The sequence below is a fragment of the Tessaracoccus rhinocerotis genome, assembly GCF_007197885.1.
Classification (GTDB): Bacteria; Actinomycetota; Actinomycetes; order Propionibacteriales; family Propionibacteriaceae; genus Arachnia; species Arachnia rhinocerotis.
This window is the reverse complement of sequence record NZ_VKKG01000001.1, coordinates 175022-196384: the sequence shown is the minus strand read 5'-3', so window position 1 is coordinate 196384 and position 21363 is coordinate 175022. Positions and strand designations below refer to the sequence as shown.

Below are 21363 nucleotides of genomic sequence, written 5' to 3'. Positions count from 1 at the left end.
ATCTCGTCGTCCGATCGCCCTCGCTCAGACGGACCGGCGGTGCGCCGCGAGGAAGGCATCCACCGCCTCGTGGAAGGCCTCCGGGCGGTCGCGGCGCACGCAGTGTCCCGCACCTGGCACCTCGACCCGCTCCACCAGTGGGTTGTCGTAGTCGGCCGCGTCCGGGCCCATACCGCCGTCGCCGGGAAGCACCAGCATCGTCGGGACGGTGAGCTGCTCGAACAGTCCGGCCCACTCGTGACCGCGCAGCAGCAGGCCCTGCTCGACCATCAGGGGATCCACCAGCGCCTTCGACTGCGCCCACGCGAGGATTTCCGTCTCGGACCAGGGGGTCTCTGCGCGCATCCGCCCGATCTCGGAGTGGGTGTGCTCCGGGAACGCGGCGAGGAAGCGCTGCTGGTGGGCCACGAACTGCGCATCGGCGGCGTCGGTGTCGGTGGGTGCCGCCGGGTCCTCGAGCACCAGGGCGCGGACGAGGTCGGGCTCGTCGAGGGCTGCGCGGAGGCAGACCAGGCCCCCCAGCGAGTGACCCACCAGCACTGCGGGCTGTTCCAGGCCACGCAGCAGCTCCAGGAGGTCTGCCACCCAGATGCCCTGGCTGTCGGTGACCTCCTCGCGCGTGAACCGCGGTGAGTGGCCGTGACCGCGCTGGTCGGGGGCGTGGATGTCCCAGTGGAAGGACCAGCGGAACACCGCGTCGGGCCAGTTGGTGCCGTCGTCGGTCAGTCCGTGCACGAGCACCAGTGGCGGGGCATCGGGGTTGCCGAAGCGGTGGACGTTGAGGGGTTCGCGTGGCGCGTCGTCGGTCATGCCCCCACCGTGGCACCACCGCGCCCTAGCCACAAGGGATTCGGACCCACCGGTCGGGCGTCGTAGAATCGACGGGTTGCTCACCCCTGGAGGACCATGACCACCGAGACAGTCACCAGCTACGCCCCGCTGCGGTTGAGCGCGCCCAGCCGCGCCGACGCCGTCGTGGTGGACCTGCCCGTGGTGCTGGCGCCGATGGCGGGGGTCACGAACGCCGCCTACCGGCAACTGTGCCGTGAACAGGGTGCAGGGCTCTACGTCTGCGAGATGATCACCTCACGGGGGCTGGTGGTCGGCGACCACAAGACCCACGACATGCTGCAGTTCGATCCCGGAGAGACCACCCGCTCGGTGCAGCTCTACGGCGTGGACCCGCACGTGATGGCCGACGCTGCCCGCATCCTGGTGCGGGACTTCTCCGTGGACCACATCGACCTGAACTTCGGCTGCCCAGTGCCCAAGGTCACCCGCAAGGGCGGCGGGGGCGTGCTGCCGTACAAGCGTGACCGGCTGCGCGCGATCGTGCGCGAGACCGTGCGGGCAGCCGACGAGTCCGGAGTGCCCGTCACCATCAAGACGCGCATCGGCATCGACCAGGACCACCACACCTTCCTAGATGCAGGGCGGATCGCCCAGGAGGAGGGCGCTGCGGCGATCGCGTTGCACGGCCGCACCGTGCAGCAGGCCTACTCCGGAGAGGCGGACTGGGAGGCCATCGCCGCGCTCAAGGCCGAGGTGGACATCCCGGTACTGGGCAACGGCGACATCTGGGAGGCCGAGGACGCCCTTCGGATGATGCGCGAGACCGGCGCCGACGGCGTCGTCATCGGCCGCGGCTGCCTCGGCAGGCCGTGGTTGTTCGGCGACCTCGCCGCAGCCTTCACCGGCCAGGAGTACCGCCGCCGCCCGACGCTCGGCGAGGTGGGGCGCACCATCATCCGGCACGCGCAGCTGCTCACCGGGATCATGGGGGAGCGCGGCATCGTCGACATCCGCAAGCACATGGCCTGGTACTTCAAGGGCTATCCCGTGGGCGAACTGCGCCGGAGCTTCGCCATGGTCTCCTCCATGGCCGAACTCGAGGACCTCGTCGGCCAGCTCGACTCGGGGGCAGCCTTCCCGGAGTCGGAGCTCGGCACCCCGCGCGGCAGGCAGGGGACGCCACGGTCCAAGGTGGTCGTGCCGCACGGCTGGTACGACGACACCTCCGGCATGGACCTCGAGCTCGGTGACGCGGAACTGGACACCAGCGGCGGCTAGCCGTTGGGCGGGGGTGCCCGTTCGCTCCGGACAGCTGGCGGTTAGGCTGCCAGCACCGAAGAGGAAGGCACCGAATTGGAAACCACGGCCACACTCACCATCGACGGCGTGAGTCACGAACTGCCCATCCTGACCGGGACCGAGGGAGAACGCGCCATCGACATCTCCCACCTCCGGGCCGAGACCGGCCTCGTGACCCTCGACGACGGCTACGCCAACACCGGCTCGTGCAGCTCCGCAATCACCTTCATCGACGGTGAGCAGGGGATCCTGCGGTACCGGGGGGTCCCCATCGAGGACCTCGCGGCCAGGTCGTCGTTCATCGAGACGGCCGAACTGCTGATCTTCGGCGAACTGCCGGACGCGGCCGAGCGTGACGAGTTCCGCGCACTGCTCACCGACAGTGCCGCGCTGCACCGCGACATGCGCAAGCACTTCGACGGCTTCCCCGTTGACGCCCACCCGATGGCGGTGCTCTCCGCGATGATCAACGCGATCCAGGCCTACGACCTGCCCGAGATCCACATCACCGACGAGGCGGGCTTCCGACGAGCGGCCGCCGGGCTCCTGTCCAAGACGCGGACCATCGCGGCGGCCACCTACAAGAGCCACGTGGGCCAGCCGATCGCCTACCCACGCCCCGACCTCGCCTACGCCGAGAACTTCCTGCACATGATGTTCTCCGTGCCCTACCGGGACTTCGAGCCCACCCCGGAGATGGCGCACGCGCTCAACATGTTCCTGGTGCTGCACGCCGACCACGAGCAGAACTGCTCCACCTCCACTGTGAGGATGGTGGCCTCGGGCGGCGCGAACCTGTTCACGTCGGTCTCCGCCGGCGTCACGGCGCTGTGGGGTCCTCTGCACGGCGGGGCGAACATGGCGGTGCTGGACATGCTCGAGGGTATCCACGACGAAGGGATCCCCGCGCAGCGCTACATCTCCATGGCCAAGGACAGGTCGTCCGGAGTGAGGCTGATGGGCTTCGGGCACCGGGTCTACCGCAACTTCGACCCCCGTGCCCGGGTCCTCAAGGAGGCGGCGTACAACCTCCTCGAGTCGATGCACGTGACGGACCCCCTGCTGGACATCGCCCGGGAGGTGGAGGAGTTGGCGCTCGCCGACGACTACTTCCGCGAGCGCAGGCTCTACCCGAACGTCGACTTCTACTCCGGCATCATCCTGCGTGCCCTCGGGATCCCCAAGGACATGTTCACGGTGCTGTTCGCCATCGGCCGCACCCCGGGCTGGATCGCGCACTGGAAGGAGGTGCACGACAACCCCGCCCAGCGCATCCAGCGCCCCCGCCAGCTCTACGTCGGCAACCCGCTGACGCAGTGGCTGCCGCGGGACGAGCGCTGAGGTTCGCTAGATTTGCGGGGACATGAATGACAGCCTCCTGCCCCGCACAAAGCTCTGGGCCCAGACGATGCACGGCCACGGCGACGAGGTCGTAACCGCGCACGAGAGCTCGAGCGCGACCTTGGCCGGCGACGGCCGGCGCGTGCGGGAGCGACGCGAGGAGGCCGAGCGGGCGCTGCTGGACCCCAACGCCACCTTCGCGCTCGGCGCCGGCAACCGGGCCCGCGAGGAGGATCCGGACCCGTTCCGCACCTGCTTCGAGCGTGACCGGGACCGGATCGTGCACTCGGCCGCCTTCCGCAGGTTGGCAGGAAAGACGCAGGTCGTCGTCTACCCCACGGATCACCAGCGCACCCGCCTGACCCATGCCATCGAGGTGGCCCAGTGCGCCGTCGCGATGGCTCGAGGCCTGGGCGCCAACGTCACGCTCGTCGACGCGATGGCGCTCGGGCACGACTGCGGCCACGGCCCCGGCGGGCACGCCTCCGAGGACGCCTTCGACGAGTTCATCGCCGGTGGCTACGACCACGGGCCCTGGGGCGCCGACGTCGTCCTGCGGGACCTGAACCTGTGCCTGGAGACCCTGGACGGCATCCGCAACCACTCCTGGTCCAGACCGGCGCCGGCCACGCTGGAGGGCGAACTGGTGAGCTGGGCCGACCGGATCGCGTACTGCGCCCACGACCTCGAGGACGCCATCGCCGCGGGCATCGTCAACGAGGCGGAGGTTCCCGAGATCGTGCGCGAGGTGGCGGGCACCACCCGGCGCCGGCAGCTCGCGACGTTCATCAACGCGGTCATCCACACCACCTCCTCGGGCGGGGTGGTGGGGATGGACCGGGTGACGGGCGAGGCGCTCGGGGAGTTGCGTCGCTTCAACTACGAGCGCATCTACACCCGGCCCGAGTCCATCCAACAGTCGCGCACGGTCGTGCGCGTGCTCAGGGGGCTCGTCGAGTTCTACCTCGAGCACCCCCACATCCTGCCGGCGGACTACCGCACCGAGGACGCCGTGCGCGGCGCGGTGACCTATGTCGGCGGCATGACCGACCGGTTCGCCTTCGACCGCGCGCAGGAGTTCCTCGGCTGGGACCCGACGCAACTGCCACGGGGGATCGGCCGCGGCGCCTGAGACCTCTCCACAGCCCCGGTGGGGCCCTGCGCAACCACTCGCCCGGGAGGGCTAGACTTCCCGCCATGGCTGGACGCATCAACGAGGACGACATCGCGTCGGTCCGTGAACGCGTCCGGATCGACGATGTGGTGGGGGAGTACGTCGCACTGCGCAACGCGGGCGGCGGTTCCCAGAAGGGGCTGTGCCCCTTCCACGACGAGAAGACCCCGAGCTTCACAGTGACGCCGTCGCGCGGCTTCTACTACTGCTTCGGGTGCGGGGAGGGCGGCGACGTGATCACGTTCCTCCAGCGCCAGCAGAACCTCAGCTTCACCGAGGCCATCCAGGTGCTCGCCGACCGGGTCGGGATCGTGCTGCGCGTCACCGACGACGGCACCGGGCCCGGCCAGCCCCCGGGGCGGCGCAAGCGCATCCTGGAGGCCAACCAGGCGGCCGAGGAGTTCTTCGCGGCGCAGCTCGAGACCCCCGAGGGTGTGGCGGGCCGGCAGTTCCTCGACGGACGCGGCTTCGACAGGGCGGCCGCGCTGCACTTCCGCGTGGGGTACGCGCCGAAGCACGGCCGCGCGCTGGGCCAGACGTTGCGGGCCAAGGGCTTCGACGATGCCACGCTCAAGGCGGCGGGACTGGTCAGGGACAACGGCTGGGACTTCTTCTCCGGCCGCGTGCTGTGGCCCATCCGGGACTCGGCCCAGTCCGTTCTCGGCTTCGGCGCGCGCCGGATCCACGACGACGACAGGCTGCCGGCGAAATACATCAACACCCCCGAGACCCCGGTCTACAAGAAGTCCCACGTTCTCTACGGTCTGGACCTCGCCCGCCAGAGCATCGGGAAGCGCTCGCAGGCTGTCATCGTCGAGGGCTACACCGACGTGATGGCCGCGCACCTGTCGGGCGTGGACACCGCGGTGGCCAGCTGCGGCACCGCCTTCGGTGATGACCACGCCCGGTTGCTGCAGCGGCTCATGGGTACGCGCGACGGGCTGCACGGCGAGGTGATCTTCACCTTCGACGGGGACGACGCGGGCCAGAAGGCAGCCCTCAAGGTGTTCAAGGGTGACCAGAACTTCATCGCGCAGACCTACGTCGCCGTCGAGCCCACCGGGCTGGACCCGTGCGACCTGCGCCTCGAGCACGGCGAGGCTGCGGTGCGTGAGCTCGTGGGTCGCCGGGTGCCGCTGTACCGGTTCGTTATGGCCAACGTGCTGGAGGGCTACGACCTGGACCGTGCCGACGCCAGACTGAGCGCCCTGCGGGAGTGCGCGGGCTTGGTCAGCTCCATCCGCGACGGTTCCCTGGTCAGCCAGTACCTGCGCGAGCTTGCGGGGATGCTCGGGATGGACATCGAGGACGTGCGACGCGAGGTGTCCAGCCGGCAGCGCGGTGGCCCGTCCCCGTCGGAGGCGCCCCCTGAGGAGTCCTTCCGTGACGGCGACGTCGGCTGGCCGAACCCGGACGACCGGTCGCTGCGGCTGGAGCGCGACACCCTGAAACTGATGCTGCAGCACCCGCTGACGTTCGACGCTGCCTGGAACGGCGTCGTCGAGGGGGACTTCACCCACCCCGGCTACGCGGCGGTGTTCCGGGTGATCAGCGCCACGCCACTTGCCGACGGCTGGGTGGAGCGGCTCAGGTCCGCGGCCCCGAACGAGCTCGTGACCCAGCTCCTGGTGGCGCTGCTGGTGGAGCCGCTGGTGCGCGAGGCCAGCGAGAACTACTCGTTGGCCCACTCCAGCCGCCTGCAGCTCGCGCGGGTGGTGCGGGAGATCGCCGACTGCAAGTCCAAGCTGCAGCGCACGGACCCGGTCAAGGAACCCACGGCCCACCGCAGCCAGTTCGCGGAGCTGACCCAGTTGGAGATGCAGCGCAAGCAACTGCTTGTCGCGAGCGCCGGGGAGTAGGCGCTCAGGCCGCTGCCAGCGCCAGCAGCCGTGGGCCCAGGGCCTGCATCGTCGGGTCCAGCTCCGTCTCGGACGGCAGCACGCAGCGCTCGTCGTCGCCGGCCAGCACGCGGCGTGCCAGTTCGAGGGCGACCGCCTCCAGTCTGCGGGCAGTGGACTCGGAGATGCTCAGTCGCGCCGCCAGCTGGCGCAGGCTGTGCGTGGGCCGTCCGATGCCGAAGCGCAGCCGCAGGAACTCCGCGGCCTCCGTCGAGAGCAGGTTCAGGAAGTCGGTCCCCACCCGCTCGACCCTGTCGAAGTCGTCGACGAAGACCACCTGCGCACTCGGTACCTCGTCGATCGACGCCGTGTGTCCCCGTGCGATCTCGACGGCCAGGGGACTGGCCCCCACCAAGTCAGCCAACTCTCGGCGGCCGACCCGGCCCCCATCGGCCTCGGCCCGTCGGATGCGCTGCCGGATGCGCTGGCGGTGCAGCGGTCCCTCGAGCATCCCGCCGCGTCGGGCCGCGCTGGCGGCCACCGCGTGCCGGACGTAGTCATGGGCGAGGGTTGTGAAGCGCAACCCCCGTCCGTGGTCGAAGCGCTGCATTGCGTCGGCGAGGCCGATGCAGCCATCCTGGAAGAGGTCGTCCACCGGCAGGGACTGCCGCTTGGCGAAGTCCATGGCGTGCCTACGAACCAGGCGAAGGTTCGCCGTCCAGAGCTCCTGCCAGGCGTCCCGGCCGTCGTCTCGAACGGCCACCAGCGCCACGTCGCCCGCCCGCTCGGTGGCGAGGAGGTGCTCGGCATAGACGCCGGCCTCGATCCTTCGGGCCAGCCGGACCTCCTCGTCAGCGGTGAGCAGGGGTGCGTTCAGGTGGTTGTCAAGGAAGGCCATGCACCGCAGTCTCGTGGGCGGACGGGTGCCCCGCCAGCGCTGCGGCAGGACCGACAACAACAGCCCCAGGGGTGCCAACACCAGGCCTTCCGGTGACAACACCCGGCGGCGGTTGGGCAACACTCAGGCCGCCGTGGTGGTCTCCAGTTGCCTCGCCCGGCGCAGGCTGACGGTCGCAGCGCCGACGATGGCGAGGGTCAGGGCGACGCCGAGCCCCTTCGCCCACCACTGGCCCGCGACGAAGATGCACATCATGGCGATCAGGATCGGCAGCAGGTAGCGGCCCGACCACACGATGTAGCCGCCGAAGCTCGGCATCGGGACCCCCGATTCCTCCGCCACCGCCTTCACCATGAAGTTGGGGCCGTTGCCGATGTACGTCATCGCCCCCCAGAACACCGAACCCAGGCTGATCGCGGTCAGGAAGCTCACTGGTACCCCGGCCACGAGTTCGACGCCGGTGGTGCCCTCACCGAGGGTGTGGGCCATCTCGAAGAACGTCGCGTACGTGGGGGCGTTGTCCAGCACCGCGGAGAGGCCACCGGTGAGCAGGAAGAAGGTCACGTCGTTGAGGGGCAGCTTTGGTGCCAGCTGCCCCAGGACCCGCAGTGCCGGGATCATCGTCAGGAAGATCCCGACGAACAGGGCGGCGACCTCCAGGATCGGCCCCCAACTGAAGCCGTTGTTGACGTAGCGGACGTCCCGGCTGCCAGCGAGCAGGGAGAGCGCGCCCGCCGTCAGCATCATGATCTCCCGCCAGGGCACGTAGTGGTACCAGAGTGGGTGCCCCGCCTCGATGCCGTGCAGGTCGATGGACGGGACGAGTGCCACGGCGAGCACCACCATGGCCAGGAACACCAGGTTGCGGCGCCCGACGACGTAGAGCGGCTTGACCTCCGAGAGGTCCCAGATGATGTTGGCGGCCGGTTCCTTCGCGTGCAGGACCTTGTCCAGCGCGTAGTAGCTCAGGATGAGCAGGGCGTTGACGAACAGCCACTGCGGGAACAGGCTGAACGTCCACGTGAACGGGACGCCACGCAGCATTCCCAGGAACAGGGGTGGGTCGCCGAGCGGCGTCAGCAGGCCGCCCGCGTTGGCGACGGTGAAGATGAAGAAGACGACGGTGTGGGCGCGGTACATGCGCTGGTGGTTGGTCCGCAGCAGCGGCCGGATGAGCAGCATCGCGGCGCCGGTGGTTCCGATGAAGGACGCGATCAGGGCGCCGAAGCCGATGAAGGCGGCGTTCGTGCGCGGTCGCGCGGCGATGTCGCCGCCAAGGTGAACTCCTCCCGAGATGATGAACAGGGCGAGCAGCAGGATGATGAACTGCGCATACTCCACGAGCGCGTGCACCACGGGGGAGGGGCCCTCGAGCATGCTCATGAACACCGCGACCGGGATCCCGAGTGCCAGGGCGACAATGAGCTTGCTTCGATTGTGCTCCCACCAGCGCTCGGTTGCCGGGATCAGCGGCAGGATGGCGATGCACAGCAGCAACACGACGAACGGAAGCACTGTCCACCACGCCAGTGAGGTCTCAAGCAGCACGGTCTGTCCTTTCAGCTTCGGCCAATCTAGTGCGGGCCTCCAGGCCGGGCACAATGGGTGCCATGAGTTTCATCGCGCCCCGCCCGGACAAGTCCCTCCTGCACGAACTGGAGCAGGTGAGCGGCCGCAAGGTAGCCGTACTGGCGCACGGTTCCGGCCCGGAGGCGACGGTGTTCGCGACCCGTGAGCTGCTCGCGCTCAGGCACCTGGGTGAGTGGGAGACCTGGGGCTGGGACGAGGTGCTGAAGGGCGCGTGGCGGGCGGAGCAATCCACGTTCACCTGGACCGTGGGCGGCAACCGCAAGGTCGAGGCGAAGCTCGACGAGGTGGGCAAGCTCCCGGAGGTCTTCCGGGAGCGGGTGCAGGCCTCCACCGTCGCGACCGAGGCACACGATCTCCCCCGTGGCAGCATCCAGATCGTGGGGCGACGTCGCCTCGACGGCAGCGACGAGATCACCTGGTACACCTCGGCCAGCGGCGGCGCCAGCCTTGCCGATCCGGCGACGGCCGCGTTCATCGTCGAGCGGACCGACGCGCTCAAGCAGGAGTGGGACCGCTCCTAGGCGCCTGCCGAGGGTCCGGGGCCGGACCGGCCACGTCGCACCGGGACCGGTAGTGACCCTCAGGAGATGGTGACCTCGGTGCCCTCGTCGACGAGCTCGAAGAACGTTCGTCCCGGGGTCATGAGCAGCGGCGCGCCATCATCCAGTGTGAAGACGAAAGCCGAGTCCTCGGCGCGCTTGGACCAGTTGCCCCTCACGTGCCGGCCGCCGGAGGCGTACACGAAGGTGCCTTTGGCGATGCTGGGCTCGTCGACGTCCGTCGCGAACGGCAGGTAGGCGATCGGCGGCCCGTCCGGGAACACGCCCGAGACCTCGGCCAGTATGCCGGGGTGGCACACCAGGGCGCGGTCGCAGTAGGTCTGTCCCTGGTACTTGCGGACCCGCTCCCGGTTCACCGAGTAGGCCCCAGTGCCCTTCATGTCGATGTAGACGAGGTCACTGGAGATCGACTCGGAGAAGCTCTCGAGGTAGTTCACCACCCATGGGGCGCCGCCGCTGCTGCCGAGCACGGCGTGCATCGGGGCGAGCAGGGGCACGTCGACGGGGCGCCAGTGAGCGAACCGGGGCCGAGTTCTCCGCCATGTTGGAGTGGTAGACCGGCATCAGGCGTGTCCCGTCGTACCCGTTGGGGTTGCGGTACCCGTCCGCCTGGACGAACACGATGTCAGCCTCGTTGATGCCCTCCTGGGGGTGTTCGTTCTGGTTGTCCGGAACCTTGACCGCAACGGCGGGGTGGCCGCCGAGCGTCTGGTCCGACATCAACCTCCCGGTCAGTGGCCACCGTGGCCGGTCGTCGACCGTGGGTGACGGCGTCGGGCTCGGCGAGGGTGTGGGCGAGGGGCTGGCGCTCTCGGCCGCGACGCTGGGTGCGCACGCGGTCACACCCGCGGCCGCGGCGACGAGGGCGCCTCCGAGCGCACGACGCCGTGTGATCTCTTGCATTGCTGGTTCCCCCTGGAGGACGGTTTCCGTCGGCGAGGGTACCGCTTCCAGCGCCGGGATTCAGCATCCCGCGCAGGGGACCCGAGTGCGGGAACAAGAAATCCCTGACCCTGCGCTGTGCCTTGTCAGGGATGTCTGTTGGTTCGGCTCCCCGGACTGGACTCGTCTGTCTCCCCGTCACCAGCGGGCGGGTCGTCGAGGCTCTCGCCGTGGGACAGCCGCAGGTTCCTGCCCCGCTCGAGGTCCTCCTCGAACTTCTTCGCCCGCTTGTCGCTGGCCTTCGTGTCCCGGGCGGGGAGCTGCAGCTCTTCCTCTGCCTCAATTCCCGCCTGCAGCTGCCGCGCACGTTCGATCTCGCTGTCCACCTCGGCCCCGAAGAGCAGGATGGCGTTGATGATGTACATCCACAGCAGCATGATGATGACGCCCGCGAGTGCCCCGTAGGTGGCGTCGTAGTTGCCGAAGTTGGACACGTAGAAGAAGAACCCGAGTGTGGCTGCGACGGAGACGAGGATGGCGATCAGCGCGCCGATGCTGACCCAGCGGAACTTGGGCTGGCGCACATTGGGCGTGGCGTAGTAGAGCAGCGCAATCACGAAGACCACGATGAAGGCCAGGACGAACCACTTGCCCACGTTCCACACCGTCACAGCGACGGAGCCCAGTCCGATGGCGTTGCCCACCGCCTCGGCCACCGGACCCGAGAGCACGAAGATCATGATCGCGACGGCACCGAGCACGAGTACGAGTGCGGTGATTCCGAGCATCTGCGCCGTGAGCTTCACCGGGCCGCGGCCCTCGGGGACGTCGTAGACGGTGTTCATGGCGCGGCCGAACGCCTGAACGTAGCCGGAGGCGGCCCACAGTGCCGTCACGAGGCCGACCAGCAGGCCGATGCCTGGCGCGGGCGCGGTCAGCAGGGACTCCAGGACGGGGCTGATGGTGTCCCATGTCTCAGCGGGGACGACGTCACCGGCCTCGTCCAGCACGGCACGCAAGCCCTGCCCGCTCTGCCCGAACAGGCTCAGGATCGAGACGAGGGCGATCAGGGTGGGGAACAGTGACAGGACGCTGCGATAGGTCAGCCCGGCGGCGAGTCCGTGCAGCCGTCGCCGGAGAACTCCCGCATCGTAGTGCGCAGGATGTGACGCCACGAGGGCCGGGTGATCTGGGCCGGGGTGTCGGGCTTGCGGTCGTCCTCGGGGTGCGGGGCCTCCGAGGGCTCTTCGCCCGGGTGGTGGTGTGGATGGTCAGACATGGCAGCACCTTCCTCGAGACAACCCGTGGGGACGTTGACTTTACGCCGGTGCCGACTTCTGATGGCCCGATCCGGCAGATGGCGTCAGATGGTGAGCACCTCTGGCGAAGCGTCCACTTGGGTGGCCGTTCCAGGGACGGGTCGAGATGAAGGTCGGCGCTCATTAGACGTCTCTGGCCGCACGCGCGAGAGCCGGATAGTCCCCAAACAGTCCCCGAGATGCAGCGAACCCGCTTCGACCGTAGTCAGAAGCGGGTTCATGGGCTCCCCGGACTGGACTCGAACCAGTAACCCTTCGATTAACAGTCGAATGCTCTGCCAATTGAGCTACCAGGGATCGGTGGCTGTTGCCAACCACGCGAGGTGAAACACTACCAGAGAGTTCGGCGCGCTGAGAAATCAGCCCTCGTTGCCGGGAGCCCTGGATCCGCCCGAGTCGAGCGCGGCCAGGAAGCTGTCCGCCCAGTCGTTGATGGTGTGCTCGTTGACCTGTTTGCGCAGTGAGCGCATCCGGCGGCCCTTGGCGGCCGGGGTGTCGTTCAGGGCCTTCATGAAGACGTCCTTCATGCCGTTGAGGTCGTACGGATTGACCAGGTATGCCTGCCGCAGTTCCCGGGCGGCGCCGGCGAACTCGCTGAGCACCAGCGCGCCGCGGTCGGAGGGGTGGCAGGCGATGTACTCCTTCGCGACGAGGTTCATGCCGTCGCGCAGGGGAGTGACGAGCATCACGTCGGCGATCCGGTAGAGGGCCGCCATGGTGTTTCGCGGGAAGGAGGAGTGCCGGTAGACGATGGGCGGGCGGCCCACGCCGCCAACCTCGGAGTTGATCCGGCCCACCAGCAGGTCGATGTCGTCGCGAAGGCGCCGGTACTCGTCCACCCGTTCGCGCGACGGTGTGGCCACCTGGAAGAAGACCACGTCCTCCGGGTCAAGCTTGCCCTCGGTGAACAGCTCGCCCATGGCGCGGACGCGCTGCCGAAGGCCCTTGGTGTAGTCGAGCCGGTCCACCCCCAGGAAGACCACCTTCGGGTGGCCCAGCTCTGTGAGCAGCGCCTCCGCCTCGGCGACCACCTCCGGGCTCTCGGCCAGTTCCCGGAAGCCCTCGGTGTCGATCGAGATCGGGAACGCCTTGGCGGTGCACACGTGCGTGCCCCCCACCTGGACCCGGTCCCGGTCCACCTTGTGGCTGGTGCGCGTCCTGACCAGCCGCAGGAAGTTGCTCGCGCCGCCGGGCACCTGGAAACCCACCAGGTCTGCGCCCAGCATCCCCTCGAGCAGTTCCTTGCGCCACGGCAGTTGCTGGTAGAGCTCCACCGGTGGGAAGGGGATGTGCAGGAAGAACCCGATCCGCAGGTCTGGTCGCGCGGCGCGCAGCAGCTGTGGCACGAGGAGGAGCTGGTAGTCCTGGACCCACACCGTCGCCCCCTCCGCGGCCACCTCGGCGGCGGCATCGGCGAAGCGCTGGTTGACGAGCTTGTAGGAGTCCCACCACTCGCGGTGGAACTCCGGGAACGCGACTGCGTCGTGGAACAACGGCCACAGCGTCGCGTTGGAGAAGCCCTCGTAGTACTCCTCGATCTCCTCGGCGCTGAGGGACACCGGCTTGATCTCGTAGCCGTCGTGCTCGAAGGGCTCGACCACCTCGTCGGGGGCGCCGTGCCAGCCCACCCAGGCTCCACCGCGCTTGCGCATCACGGGTTCCAGGGCGGTCACCAGCCCTCCGGGTGCCGTCCGCCACGAGACCTCGCCCTCCGGCCCGGTGACCCGGTCCACGGAGAGTCGATTCGCAACGACAAGGAACGTTGCACCAGCTTCAGCGATGGGCACTTCGTCAGCCACGTCTACCTCCATTGTCGGAACCACCCTACCGCCGGGACGTGGCAGGCTGATCCCATGGCTCCCACAACCTGGCATCCCGTGACCGAGGCGGGCGGCGAATTCGCCGACCTCGCCGCAGCCGAACCCGACAAGGTGCTCCTCGCCCTCGACTTCGACGGCACTCTCGCGCACCTGGTGCCCGATCCCGAGGACTCCCGCATGCATGCAGGCTCCGCCGCGGCCCTCGCCCAGCTCGGGGACCGGCTGGGCCAGGTGGCGATCATCACTGGTCGCGCCGTGGACGCCGTGCGGCGCCTGGGCGAACTCGAAGGGCGCCCCGGTCTGGGGAGACTCGTCGTGCTCGGCCAGTACGGCGTGGAGCGCTGGGACGCCGCGACGGGCGAGCTGCGCGAACCCGAGGTGGGCGGGGCCGTGGCAGCCGCCAAGCGCGAACTCGTCGAGCTGCTGGCTGAACTGGCAGCGGCGGGCCACCCTGTGGCAGGAGTGCACCTCGAGGACAAGCAGGGGCGCGCCATCGGGGTCCACACGCGACGTGCGGAGGACCCGGAGGCGGCACTGGCCCTGCTTGACGAGGGCGTGCGCGGGATCGGGGAGCGGCACGGGCTGCACGCCGAGCCCGGGCGGCTGGTGATCGAGCTGCGTTCCTCCACGCGCTCCAAGGGGGACGCCCTGGCGGACCTGGTCGCGGAGTTCTCGCCGGGCCTGGTGGCGATGGTGGGTGACGACCTGGGGGACCTGCCGGCGTTCGAGCTGCTGCCGCGGCTGCGGGAGCGCGGGATCGCTTGCTGCGCCGTCGTATCCTCGTCTCAGGAGCAGCCCGCGTTGACCGAGGTGGCCGACGTCGTGTGCGACGGGCCCGATGGGGTGGCGGACTGGCTCACGGAACTCGCGAGGAGAGTGTCATGACCGAGATCACCACGGTGGCGACCGACGGCGTCCACGAGCACGAGCACCCGCACCAGCACGGCTACATCAGCGACAAGGCCCGCTACCTGACCCGGCTGAAGCGGATCGAGGGCCAGGTCCGCGGGGTGCACAGGATGGTTGACGAGGACGTCTACTGCATCGACATCCTCACCCAGATCAGTGCCCTCAGCTCCGCGTTGGAGAACGTCGCGCTCGCCCTGCTCGACGACCACATCGCACACTGCGTCGTGGACGCCGCGAAGAACGGCGGCCCGGAAGCCGACGCCAAGCTGCAGGAGGCCTCGGCCGCGATCGCGAGGCTCGTCAAGTCCTGATCCGGGCTTGCAGGCGAGAGCATCCCCCTGGGCGCGCTTGAGGCGAAGACCATTCGCGCATCACGGGGGAACGGGATTTCTCGGGGATCTGGCAGCGCCGCGGGCGAGGCCGACTTTCGCTGAGCAAAATCCAACCGGGGAGGACCCATCATGGCAACCAGTTCCTCGCGGCGGCTCGCCGCAACCCTGGCCTCAGGCCTCATCCTGGCCGGAGTGGCCGTCGCCCCCACTGCTTCGGCGGCCCCCAGCGAACACATCGTGCCTGGACTTCGAGACGGTCTTGACGAGCGTGGTCGGCACCGCCGAGTTCGGTGCCGAAGGGAGCTTCTCCGCCGACGTCGACCTCGTCAGCGCTGAGACCGGCGAGCCCGTCGGCACGGCCACCGTGGACGCCCTGCTCACCGCGGCAGGTGCTCCGGTGGTTGAGGAGGTGCGAGGCCGCTCCGGCAACAGCTGGGCTGAGAAGGGCACCGTGACGACCACCGATTACCGGGTTGAGGTGCGCTCGGTGACGGTACCCGGCTATGACGTGTTGGTGGGGGAGGACGACTGCACCTCCCAGGAGTTGGCCTTCGACGTCCGGACCACCAACCCCGCGGGCGCTGTGTACGGTGACAGCGGTCTCGACTCGGAGATCTGCCAGCTTGAGGGCATCGAGTTCGGTGAGGTGAGTTGAGCGGGGCAGTGAAGGACCCTGTGTTCGAGGTGGTCATCGACGACGGTGTCACCCCGTTGAAGGCCAGCGGGACCATTCAGCTTCGGGGAGGATCTGGCGACGCTGGTGCCGGGCTTGTCGACCTGACCACGGAGGCGGTGGTCGCAGACCTGGGGATATCCGTCGACCTTGCCCGGAGCGGCACCCGCCAGACGGAATCCGAGTTCCTGGATGGCGTGACCAGCCGGATGGCGAGAACCTCCTACCTGGCCTCGATCACGGTGGTCACCGACGACGGGCGCACTGGCACTGCCGAGTGCCCGGCGGTCGAGTACACGGAGACCATCATCATCAAGCCGGGCTCGAACTGACGTGCCCACGGTGGGGCGTGCGGGGCTCGAACCCGCGACCGAGTGGTTATGAGCCACCTGCGCTAACCGGCTGCGCCAACGCCCCCGTAGTGGAATGTGTTGGCGATACTACCCCCGATGGTGCCGGTGGTCAGATCCATGTCGGAACTTGTCGGCTCAGCGGTCGCCGCGGAACAGCGAGATCCCCTCGGGCAGCAGTCTGGGCAGCTCCTCGTGGACCATGTCGGCCAGCTCCGCCTGGCGCGCGGGTGTCATCCGGCTCGCGAGTGAGGTGATCGAGAGCGCCGCCACGGCGTCGGCCCCCCGCATCAGTGCCATGCCGATGCACGCGACGCCCGGCTCGTTCTCCTCGTTCTCCACGGAGTAGCCCCGTTTCCGGGCGAGGGCGATCTGCTCGCGCAGCTGCTCCAACGTGACCTTCCGATCGGCCGGGAGGCTGCGGATGTAGGTGCCGAGCTGGTCGTCGGGGACGCCGCGGGCAGCCAGCAGCGCGCGCCCGAGGGAGCTGGCCGCGATCGGCACCCGCTGCCCGACCGCCGACCAGACGCGGATGGCCCGGGTCCCGGGCTCCACCTTGTCCAGGTAGACCACCTCGTCGTCGGACCACGAGCCGAGGTGGACGAGTTCCTCGGACTTCCGGGACACCTCCACGAGTGCCGGGTGCAGCACCGCGACGAGGTTGTCGCCTCCGAGGAACCGGTCGCTGAGGGCGACGGCGGAGGGGCCCAGCCGGTAGCCCCCGCCGGAGGTCTGGGTGGCGTAGCCGCGGCTGCGGAACGTCGACAGGGCCCGGTAGGCCGTCGACTTGTTGACCCCGGTCTGCTCGCACAGCGTGCCGAGACTGGTCCCGGCCGGACCCGCTTCCGCCAGGGCGGTGAGGAGCGCGAGGGCCCGGTCGATGGCCTCGATCCGTGGTGCGTCGGTCATTCCCCAAGTCTGGCAGGCCCGTCCCCGACATGCTAGATTGCGACTGACGAAAACTACTGTTTCAATGGATGAAACGCTGGAGGTTTGGAATGGCTGTTCTGGACACGATGGTCGAGGCGCTGCTGGTGCCGGTGGTGGTCCTGGAGGACCCGGCGGACGCCGTCCCGCTGGGCGATGCACTGGTGGCCGGCGGGATCCCCGTGGCCGAGGTCACGTTCCGTACCGCGGCGGCACCCGACGCGATCAAGGCGCTCGCCGGCCGCGACGACCTCTTGGTGGGTGCCGGGACCGTCATCAGCGCCGAGCAGGTGGACAGGGCGGTCGACGCAGGCGCGCGCTTCATTGTCAGCCCCGGGCTGTTGCCCGAGGTGGTTCGGCGGGCGCAGGAGCACGACGTGGCCATCGTTCCCGGGGCGGTGACGCCGTCGGAGATCATGACGGCACTCAGCCTCGGACTCGACACCGTCAAGTTCTTCCCGGCCAACGTCTACGGCGGGCCGTCGGCCATCAAGGCACTGGGCGCGCCCTTCGGCCAGGTCCGGTTCGTTCCCACGGGCGGCGTGTCAGCGGAGAACCTGGACACCTACCTCTCCCTGCCCAACGTCATCGCCGCCGGCGGCTCCTGGATGGTCAAGCCGTCCCTGTTCGCCGACGGCGACTTCACCGCCGTCACCGAGTTGTCGAAGGCGGCCGTCGCGGCTGCCAGGAAGATCAAGGAGAACGCATGAGCATCCAGCTCCGCCCCGCACAGGAATGCCGCTACGACGCCGTCTCGCTCGGCGAGATCATGCTCAGGCTGGACCCGGGGGAGTTCCGGATCCGCACCGCGCGCCGCTTCGAGGCCTGGGAGGGTGGCGGCGAGTACAACGTCGTGCGTGGCCTCTCGCGGGTGTTCGGCCTGCGCTCCGCCGCAATCTCGTCCTTCGTGGACGACGAGGTGGGCCGCCTCGTCGAGGGCTTCATGCTCGCCGGTGGCGTGGACACCTCGCTGCTCAAGTGGGTCCCCTCCGACGGCATCGGACGCACGGTGCGCAACGGCCTGAACTTCACCGAGCGTGGCTTCGGGCTCCGCAAGGCCAAGGGCGTCTCGGACCGCGGCAACACCGCCATCTCGAAGCTGCGTGCCGACGACGTCGACTGGGACCACGTCTTCGGTGAACTGGGCGTGCGCTGGCTCCACACCGGCGGCATCTACGCCGCGCTCTCCGAGCAGTCCGCCGAGACGGCGCTCGCTGCGTTGAAGGCGGCCAAGAAGCACGGCACCGTGGTGTCCTACGACCTCAACTACCGGCCCAGCCTGTGGTCTGCCATCGGCGGCCAGGCCCGCGCGCAGGAGGTGAACCGCGAGCTCGCACGCCACGTCGACGTCATGATCGGCAACGAGGAGGACTTCACTGCCTCGCTCGGCTTCGAGATCGAGGGCGTCGACGAGAACCTCACGGAGCTGCCGATCGAGGGCTTCAAGCGCATGATCGCCAACGTGTCCGAGGAGTTCGACAACTTCCAGGTCATCGGGACCACCATGCGCGGCGTCACCAGCGCATCCGTGAACGACTGGAGCGCCATCGCCTGGTCCAGGGAGACCGGCGTCGTGCAGGCGGCCGACCGCAAGGGCATCGAGATCCTCGACCGGGTCGGTGGCGGCGACTCGTTCGCCTCGGGCCTGATCTACGGGCTGATGACGGGTGAGCCGCTCCAGACGGCGGTCGAGTACGGCGCCGCCCACGGCGCCCTGGCCATGACCACCCCCGGCGACACGTCCATGGTCACCGCCGCCGACGTGGTCCACCTCGCAGGTGGGGGCAGCGCGCGCGTCGACCGCTGACGCCTTTGGGCCACCCCGCCGCCGACGGCCGTCGGGCTCTTCGTAGGATGCCGGGCATGACCACCAGCACCGCCCCCTCCAGTCCCAGCAAGGCCAGGCGGGGGGTGGTCCGCACGCTCCACCATGATCCCGGGGACCGTCCCCATGTCGTCGTCTGGGAGGTGACGCGGGCCTGCCAGTTGGCGTGTCGGCACTGCCGTGCAGATGCGTTCACCAAGGCCGATCCGCGGCAACTCACCACCGCCGAGGGCAAGGCGCTGCTGGAAGACCTCGCCGGCTACGGCACGCCGCACCCCATCGTCGTCCTGTCCGGCGGGGATGCCTTCGAGCGCTCCGACCTGGAGGAACTCATCGCCCACGGGTCCTCGCTCGGGCTGCCGATGGCGCTGTCCCCGTCGGTCACGCCGCTCCTGACCGACGAGCGGCTCGGCTCGGTCCGCGAGGCCGGGGTGAAGGCCTTCTCCATCTCGCTCGACGGCGCCACCGCCCAGACCCACGACTCTTTCCGCGGCATCGACGGCACGTTCGCGGACTCGCTGAGCGCCGCGGAGCTGGTTCTCAAGCACGGATTCCGGTTCCAGGTGAACACCACGGTCTGCCGCAACAACGTCCATGAGCTGCCGCAGATCCTGAGGACGGTCCTGGGCATGGGCGCGGGCATGTGGTACCTCCTGTTCCTCGTCCCCATGGGTCGCGGCTCCAACCTCGAGCCCCTGGACGCGGAGGAGATGGAGGACGTCCTCCACTGGATCCACGACGTCTCCGACCGCATCGCCGTGAAGGTGACGGAGGGCCCGAGCTACCGACGCGTGGCCCTCCAGCGCGACGACGCCCGCGCGGCCGGACTGCCCTTGCCGCCCACCGGTGAACTGCACGCCCAGCTGCGTGCCCAGACCGCGGCGCTGCTGGGGGAGGCCGGGGAGCGTCGGCCTCCGCGGCCGCCGATCGGCGTCAACTCCGCCCGGGGCTTCGCCTTCGTCGACCACGTCGGCGACGTCTACCCCTCCGGCTTCCTGCCGTACCAGTGCGGCTCCGTGCGGGAACAGCCCTTCAGCGCCATCTACGCCGAGTCCCCGATGATGCAGGCCCTGCGTGACCCCTCCACCTACTCGGGAAAGTGCGGTGTCTGCGAGTTCAACTGGATCTGCGGCGGCTCGAGGGCGCGGGCCCACGCCATGCTCGGCGACCCGCTCGCGAGCGACCCGACCTGCAGCTGGCAGCCGACAGCGCTGGCGGCAGCCGACTAACGTAAGGGGCGTGCTCGAACTGCTCGCGGCCTCGCCGCTCCTGACGATCATGCTCGTCGTGGCCCTCGGCGCCGCGATCGGCATCATCCCGTTCGGGCCCGTGCGCTTCGGCGCTGCCGGCGCCCTCTTCGTCGGCCTCGCCGTCGGGGCGCTCGATCCGGCGCTCGGCGAGGGCCTGACCCTGGTGTCCAACCTTGGGCTTGCGCTGTTCGTCTACATGGTGGGCATCGCGGCGGGGGAGACCTTCTTCGCCGACCTGGGGCGACAGCTGCCGCTGATGGGCCTGGGCGCGGGCGTGATCGTCGTCGTCGCGGTCCTCGCCGTCCTGGTCGGCCTGGCCCTGGGCCTGGACGCCGGACTGATCGCCGGCACTCTGGCCGGCGCGCTCACCTCCACCCCGGCCCTGGCGGCGGCGACGGCCGCCACCGGCAGCGGCGAGGCGGGGGTGGGCTACTCGATGGGCTACCCCGTCGGAGTCGTGCTTTCCATCCTCGCCGTCTCGGTGGTGGTGCGGCGCAAGTGGCCTGCGAGGAGGGACGAGGCCTCCGCCGACGGTGAGGCCATCGTCGCCCAGTCCGTCGAGGTGGACCGCCCCACTCCGCTGCGCGAGGTCCCCGGCTGGCGGGAGCAGGCCATCAAGATGAGCTACCTCATCCGCCACGGGCACACGCGGGTCCTCTCCCCGGGGGAGGACCTGCAGCCCGCCGACCGCGTCCTGATTGTCGGTTCCCACAGCGCGGCGACCCGCGCGGTCGAGTTCCTCGGCACGCCGCTGGGCAAGGAACTCACCAACGACCGCGAGGACGTGGACTTCAAGCGGTTCGTGATCTCCGAGCCCGACGTGGCCGGCCGAACCGTCGCCCAGCTGAACCTGCCGAGCAGGTTCGGGGGAGTCATCACCCGGGTCCGGCGCGGCGACTCGGACCTCCTGGCACGCGACGACCTTGTCCTGCAGCTGGGGGACCGGGTGCTGGCGGTCGTGCCGCGCAACGAGCTCGCGGGTGCGGGCAAGTTCTTCGGGGACTCGGAGCGCAAGGTCTCCGAGGTTGACGCGCTCGCCCTGGGGCTGGGAGTCACCCTCGGCCTCCTGATGGGCAGCATCACCATCGGCATCCCGGGCGGTATCCAGTTCTCGCTCGGGGCCGCTGCCGGGCCGTTGGTGGTCGGCATGGTGCTGGGCGCTGTCCATCGCACGGGCCCGCTCAACTGGGACGTTCCGCACTCGGCCAACCTCACCATCCGCCAGCTCGGCCTGCTGCTGTTCCTGGCCACCGTCGGCCTGGCCTCCGGCCCGATGTTCGCCTCGCAGGTCCTCACCGCCACCGGCGGCAAGGTGGTGTTGCTTGCGACGCTGGTCGTCGTGGTGTCCGCCGTCGTGTTCCTGACGGGGGCGCGGCTGCTGGGGCTGAGTGCCCCGCGCGCCTCGGGCGGCTTCGCCGGCTATGTGGGGCAGCCCGCCATCCTCTCCTTCGCCCAGGCTCGGGTCAACGACGAGCGCGTCGAGGCCGGGTACGCCGCGCTGTTCGCACTCGGCATCATCGCCAAGATCCTCGCCGTCCAGGTGATCGGGGCGGTGCTCACCTGAGCCGCCCCGGACATCCCCGC

At 69.4% G+C, this 21363-nt stretch carries 22 protein-coding genes and 2 tRNA genes; 13 read left to right on the top strand and 11 right to left on the bottom strand.

Annotation, left to right across the window (positions count from 1 at the left end; genetic code table 11):
* Positions 1 to 24: 24 nt before the first annotated feature.
* Positions 25 to 810: an alpha/beta fold hydrolase gene (locus FOJ82_RS00905; RefSeq protein WP_143936584.1), complete on the bottom strand. Its 786-nt coding sequence runs from the start codon at positions 808 to 810 to the stop codon at positions 25 to 27.
* A gap of 96 nt (positions 811 to 906) precedes the next feature.
* On the opposite strand from FOJ82_RS00905, the gene dusB reads away from it, so the two are divergent.
* From dusB to dnaG, 4 genes are all read left to right on the top strand, one after another.
* Positions 907 to 2070 (top strand): tRNA dihydrouridine synthase DusB, encoded by a 1164-nt coding sequence (dusB, locus tag FOJ82_RS00900; protein ID WP_143936583.1) that lies wholly within the window; start codon positions 907 to 909, stop codon positions 2068 to 2070.
* A 75-nt stretch (positions 2071 to 2145) separates the two neighbouring features.
* Positions 2146 to 3432, top strand: a complete 1287-nt coding sequence (locus FOJ82_RS00895; RefSeq protein ID WP_143936582.1) for a citrate synthase — start codon at positions 2146 to 2148, stop codon at positions 3430 to 3432.
* Between the two features lie 67 nt (positions 3433 to 3499).
* Positions 3500 to 4564: an HD domain-containing protein gene (locus tag FOJ82_RS00890; protein ID WP_143937355.1), complete on the top strand. Its 1065-nt coding sequence runs from the start codon at positions 3500 to 3502 to the stop codon at positions 4562 to 4564.
* Between the two features lie 65 nt (positions 4565 to 4629).
* The gene (gene dnaG / locus FOJ82_RS00885) at positions 4630 to 6465 is read left to right on the top strand and encodes a DNA primase (protein WP_143936581.1); all 1836 of its coding nucleotides are present in this window, start codon (positions 4630 to 4632) and stop codon (positions 6463 to 6465) included.
* A gap of 4 nt (positions 6466 to 6469) precedes the next feature.
* Here the strand turns inward: dnaG and FOJ82_RS00880 are convergent, their stop codons facing one another.
* Positions 6470 to 7342 (bottom strand): sigma-70 family RNA polymerase sigma factor, encoded by an 873-nt coding sequence (locus tag FOJ82_RS00880; protein ID WP_143937354.1) that lies wholly within the window; start codon positions 7340 to 7342, stop codon positions 6470 to 6472.
* 123 nt (positions 7343 to 7465) lie between these two features.
* Positions 7466 to 8890, bottom strand: coding sequence for a sodium:proton antiporter (locus FOJ82_RS00875; protein WP_221932981.1), 1425 nt, complete (start codon positions 8888 to 8890; stop codon positions 7466 to 7468).
* A 62-nt stretch (positions 8891 to 8952) separates the two neighbouring features.
* Here FOJ82_RS00875 and FOJ82_RS00870 point away from each other — a divergent pair, with 62 nt between their 5' ends.
* Complete coding sequence (locus FOJ82_RS00870; protein ID WP_143936580.1) at positions 8953 to 9453, top strand: hypothetical protein; 501 nt, start codon at positions 8953 to 8955, stop codon at positions 9451 to 9453.
* A 59-nt stretch (positions 9454 to 9512) separates the two neighbouring features.
* On the opposite strand, the gene FOJ82_RS00865 is transcribed toward FOJ82_RS00870, so the two are convergent.
* The 6 genes from FOJ82_RS00865 to FOJ82_RS00845 all read right to left on the bottom strand — a co-directional run bounded on the left by FOJ82_RS00865 (position 9513) and on the right by FOJ82_RS00845 (position 13504).
* Positions 9513 to 9989 carry a DUF3048 C-terminal domain-containing protein gene (locus FOJ82_RS00865; RefSeq protein ID WP_246099670.1) on the bottom strand — a complete coding sequence of 159 codons (477 nt, stop codon included), beginning with the start codon at positions 9987 to 9989 and terminating at the stop codon, positions 9513 to 9515.
* The gene (locus FOJ82_RS16990; protein WP_143936578.1) at positions 9889 to 10395 is read right to left on the bottom strand and encodes a DUF3048 domain-containing protein; all 507 of its coding nucleotides are present in this window, start codon (positions 10393 to 10395) and stop codon (positions 9889 to 9891) included. Before FOJ82_RS16990 ends, FOJ82_RS00865 begins: the two co-directional genes overlap by 101 nt.
* 125 nt (positions 10396 to 10520) lie before the next feature.
* Positions 10521 to 11549 (bottom strand): YihY/virulence factor BrkB family protein, encoded by a 1029-nt coding sequence (locus tag FOJ82_RS00855; RefSeq protein ID WP_246099668.1) that lies wholly within the window; start codon positions 11547 to 11549, stop codon positions 10521 to 10523.
* The gene (locus FOJ82_RS16580) at positions 11477 to 11653 is read right to left on the bottom strand and encodes a hypothetical protein (protein WP_246099666.1); all 177 of its coding nucleotides are present in this window, start codon (positions 11651 to 11653) and stop codon (positions 11477 to 11479) included. Before FOJ82_RS16580 ends, FOJ82_RS00855 begins: the two co-directional genes overlap by 73 nt.
* Positions 11654 to 11917: 264 nt before the next feature.
* Positions 11918 to 11990, bottom strand: a tRNA-Asn gene (locus FOJ82_RS00850).
* A 62-nt stretch (positions 11991 to 12052) separates the two neighbouring features.
* Entirely contained in the window at positions 12053 to 13504 is a 1452-nt protein-coding gene (locus FOJ82_RS00845; protein ID WP_143936577.1) for an alpha,alpha-trehalose-phosphate synthase (UDP-forming), read from the bottom strand.
* A 42-nt stretch (positions 13505 to 13546) separates the two neighbouring features.
* Between FOJ82_RS00845 and otsB the strand changes: the two genes are divergently transcribed.
* The 4 genes from otsB (at position 13547) to FOJ82_RS00825 (ending at position 15759) form a co-directional block, all read left to right on the top strand.
* On the top strand, positions 13547 to 14398 hold the full coding sequence (gene otsB, locus FOJ82_RS00840; protein ID WP_143936576.1) for a trehalose-phosphatase: 852 nt from the start codon (positions 13547 to 13549) through the stop codon (positions 14396 to 14398).
* Complete coding sequence (locus FOJ82_RS00835; RefSeq protein ID WP_143936575.1) at positions 14395 to 14733, top strand: metal-sensitive transcriptional regulator; 339 nt, start codon at positions 14395 to 14397, stop codon at positions 14731 to 14733. The genes otsB and FOJ82_RS00835 overlap by 4 nt, the downstream gene beginning before the upstream one ends.
* A gap of 280 nt (positions 14734 to 15013) precedes the next feature.
* Complete coding sequence (locus FOJ82_RS00830) at positions 15014 to 15409, top strand: hypothetical protein (RefSeq protein WP_143936574.1); 396 nt, start codon at positions 15014 to 15016, stop codon at positions 15407 to 15409.
* A gap of 8 nt (positions 15410 to 15417) precedes the next feature.
* Positions 15418 to 15759 (top strand): hypothetical protein, encoded by a 342-nt coding sequence (locus FOJ82_RS00825; RefSeq protein ID WP_143936573.1) that lies wholly within the window; start codon positions 15418 to 15420, stop codon positions 15757 to 15759.
* Positions 15760 to 15770: 11 nt separating this feature from the next.
* Here the strand turns inward: FOJ82_RS00825 and FOJ82_RS00820 are convergent.
* Together FOJ82_RS00820 and FOJ82_RS00815 are read right to left on the bottom strand one after the other, a co-directional pair.
* A tRNA-Ile gene (locus tag FOJ82_RS00820) sits at positions 15771 to 15844 on the bottom strand.
* Between the two features lie 71 nt (positions 15845 to 15915).
* Positions 15916 to 16686 carry an IclR family transcriptional regulator gene (locus FOJ82_RS00815; RefSeq protein ID WP_143936572.1) on the bottom strand — a complete coding sequence of 257 codons (771 nt, stop codon included), beginning with the start codon at positions 16684 to 16686 and terminating at the stop codon, positions 15916 to 15918.
* Positions 16687 to 16775: 89 nt separating this feature from the next.
* Here FOJ82_RS00815 and FOJ82_RS00810 point away from each other — a divergent pair, with 89 nt between their 5' ends.
* Genes FOJ82_RS00810 through FOJ82_RS00795 form a run of 4 tightly spaced genes read left to right on the top strand, consistent with a single transcriptional unit; the run spans position 16776 to position 21343 of the window.
* Complete coding sequence (locus FOJ82_RS00810) at positions 16776 to 17414, top strand: bifunctional 4-hydroxy-2-oxoglutarate aldolase/2-dehydro-3-deoxy-phosphogluconate aldolase (protein WP_143936571.1); 639 nt, start codon at positions 16776 to 16778, stop codon at positions 17412 to 17414.
* Positions 17411 to 18511: a sugar kinase gene (locus FOJ82_RS00805; RefSeq protein ID WP_143936570.1), complete on the top strand. Its 1101-nt coding sequence runs from the start codon at positions 17411 to 17413 to the stop codon at positions 18509 to 18511. Before FOJ82_RS00810 ends, FOJ82_RS00805 begins: the two co-directional genes overlap by 4 nt.
* Positions 18512 to 18567: 56 nt before the next feature.
* The gene (locus FOJ82_RS00800) at positions 18568 to 19758 is read left to right on the top strand and encodes a TIGR04053 family radical SAM/SPASM domain-containing protein (RefSeq protein ID WP_143936569.1); all 1191 of its coding nucleotides are present in this window, start codon (positions 18568 to 18570) and stop codon (positions 19756 to 19758) included.
* A gap of 49 nt (positions 19759 to 19807) precedes the next feature.
* On the top strand, positions 19808 to 21343 hold the full coding sequence (locus tag FOJ82_RS00795) for an aspartate:alanine exchanger family transporter (RefSeq protein ID WP_143937352.1): 1536 nt from the start codon (positions 19808 to 19810) through the stop codon (positions 21341 to 21343).
* Positions 21344 to 21363: the final 20 nt, after the last annotated feature.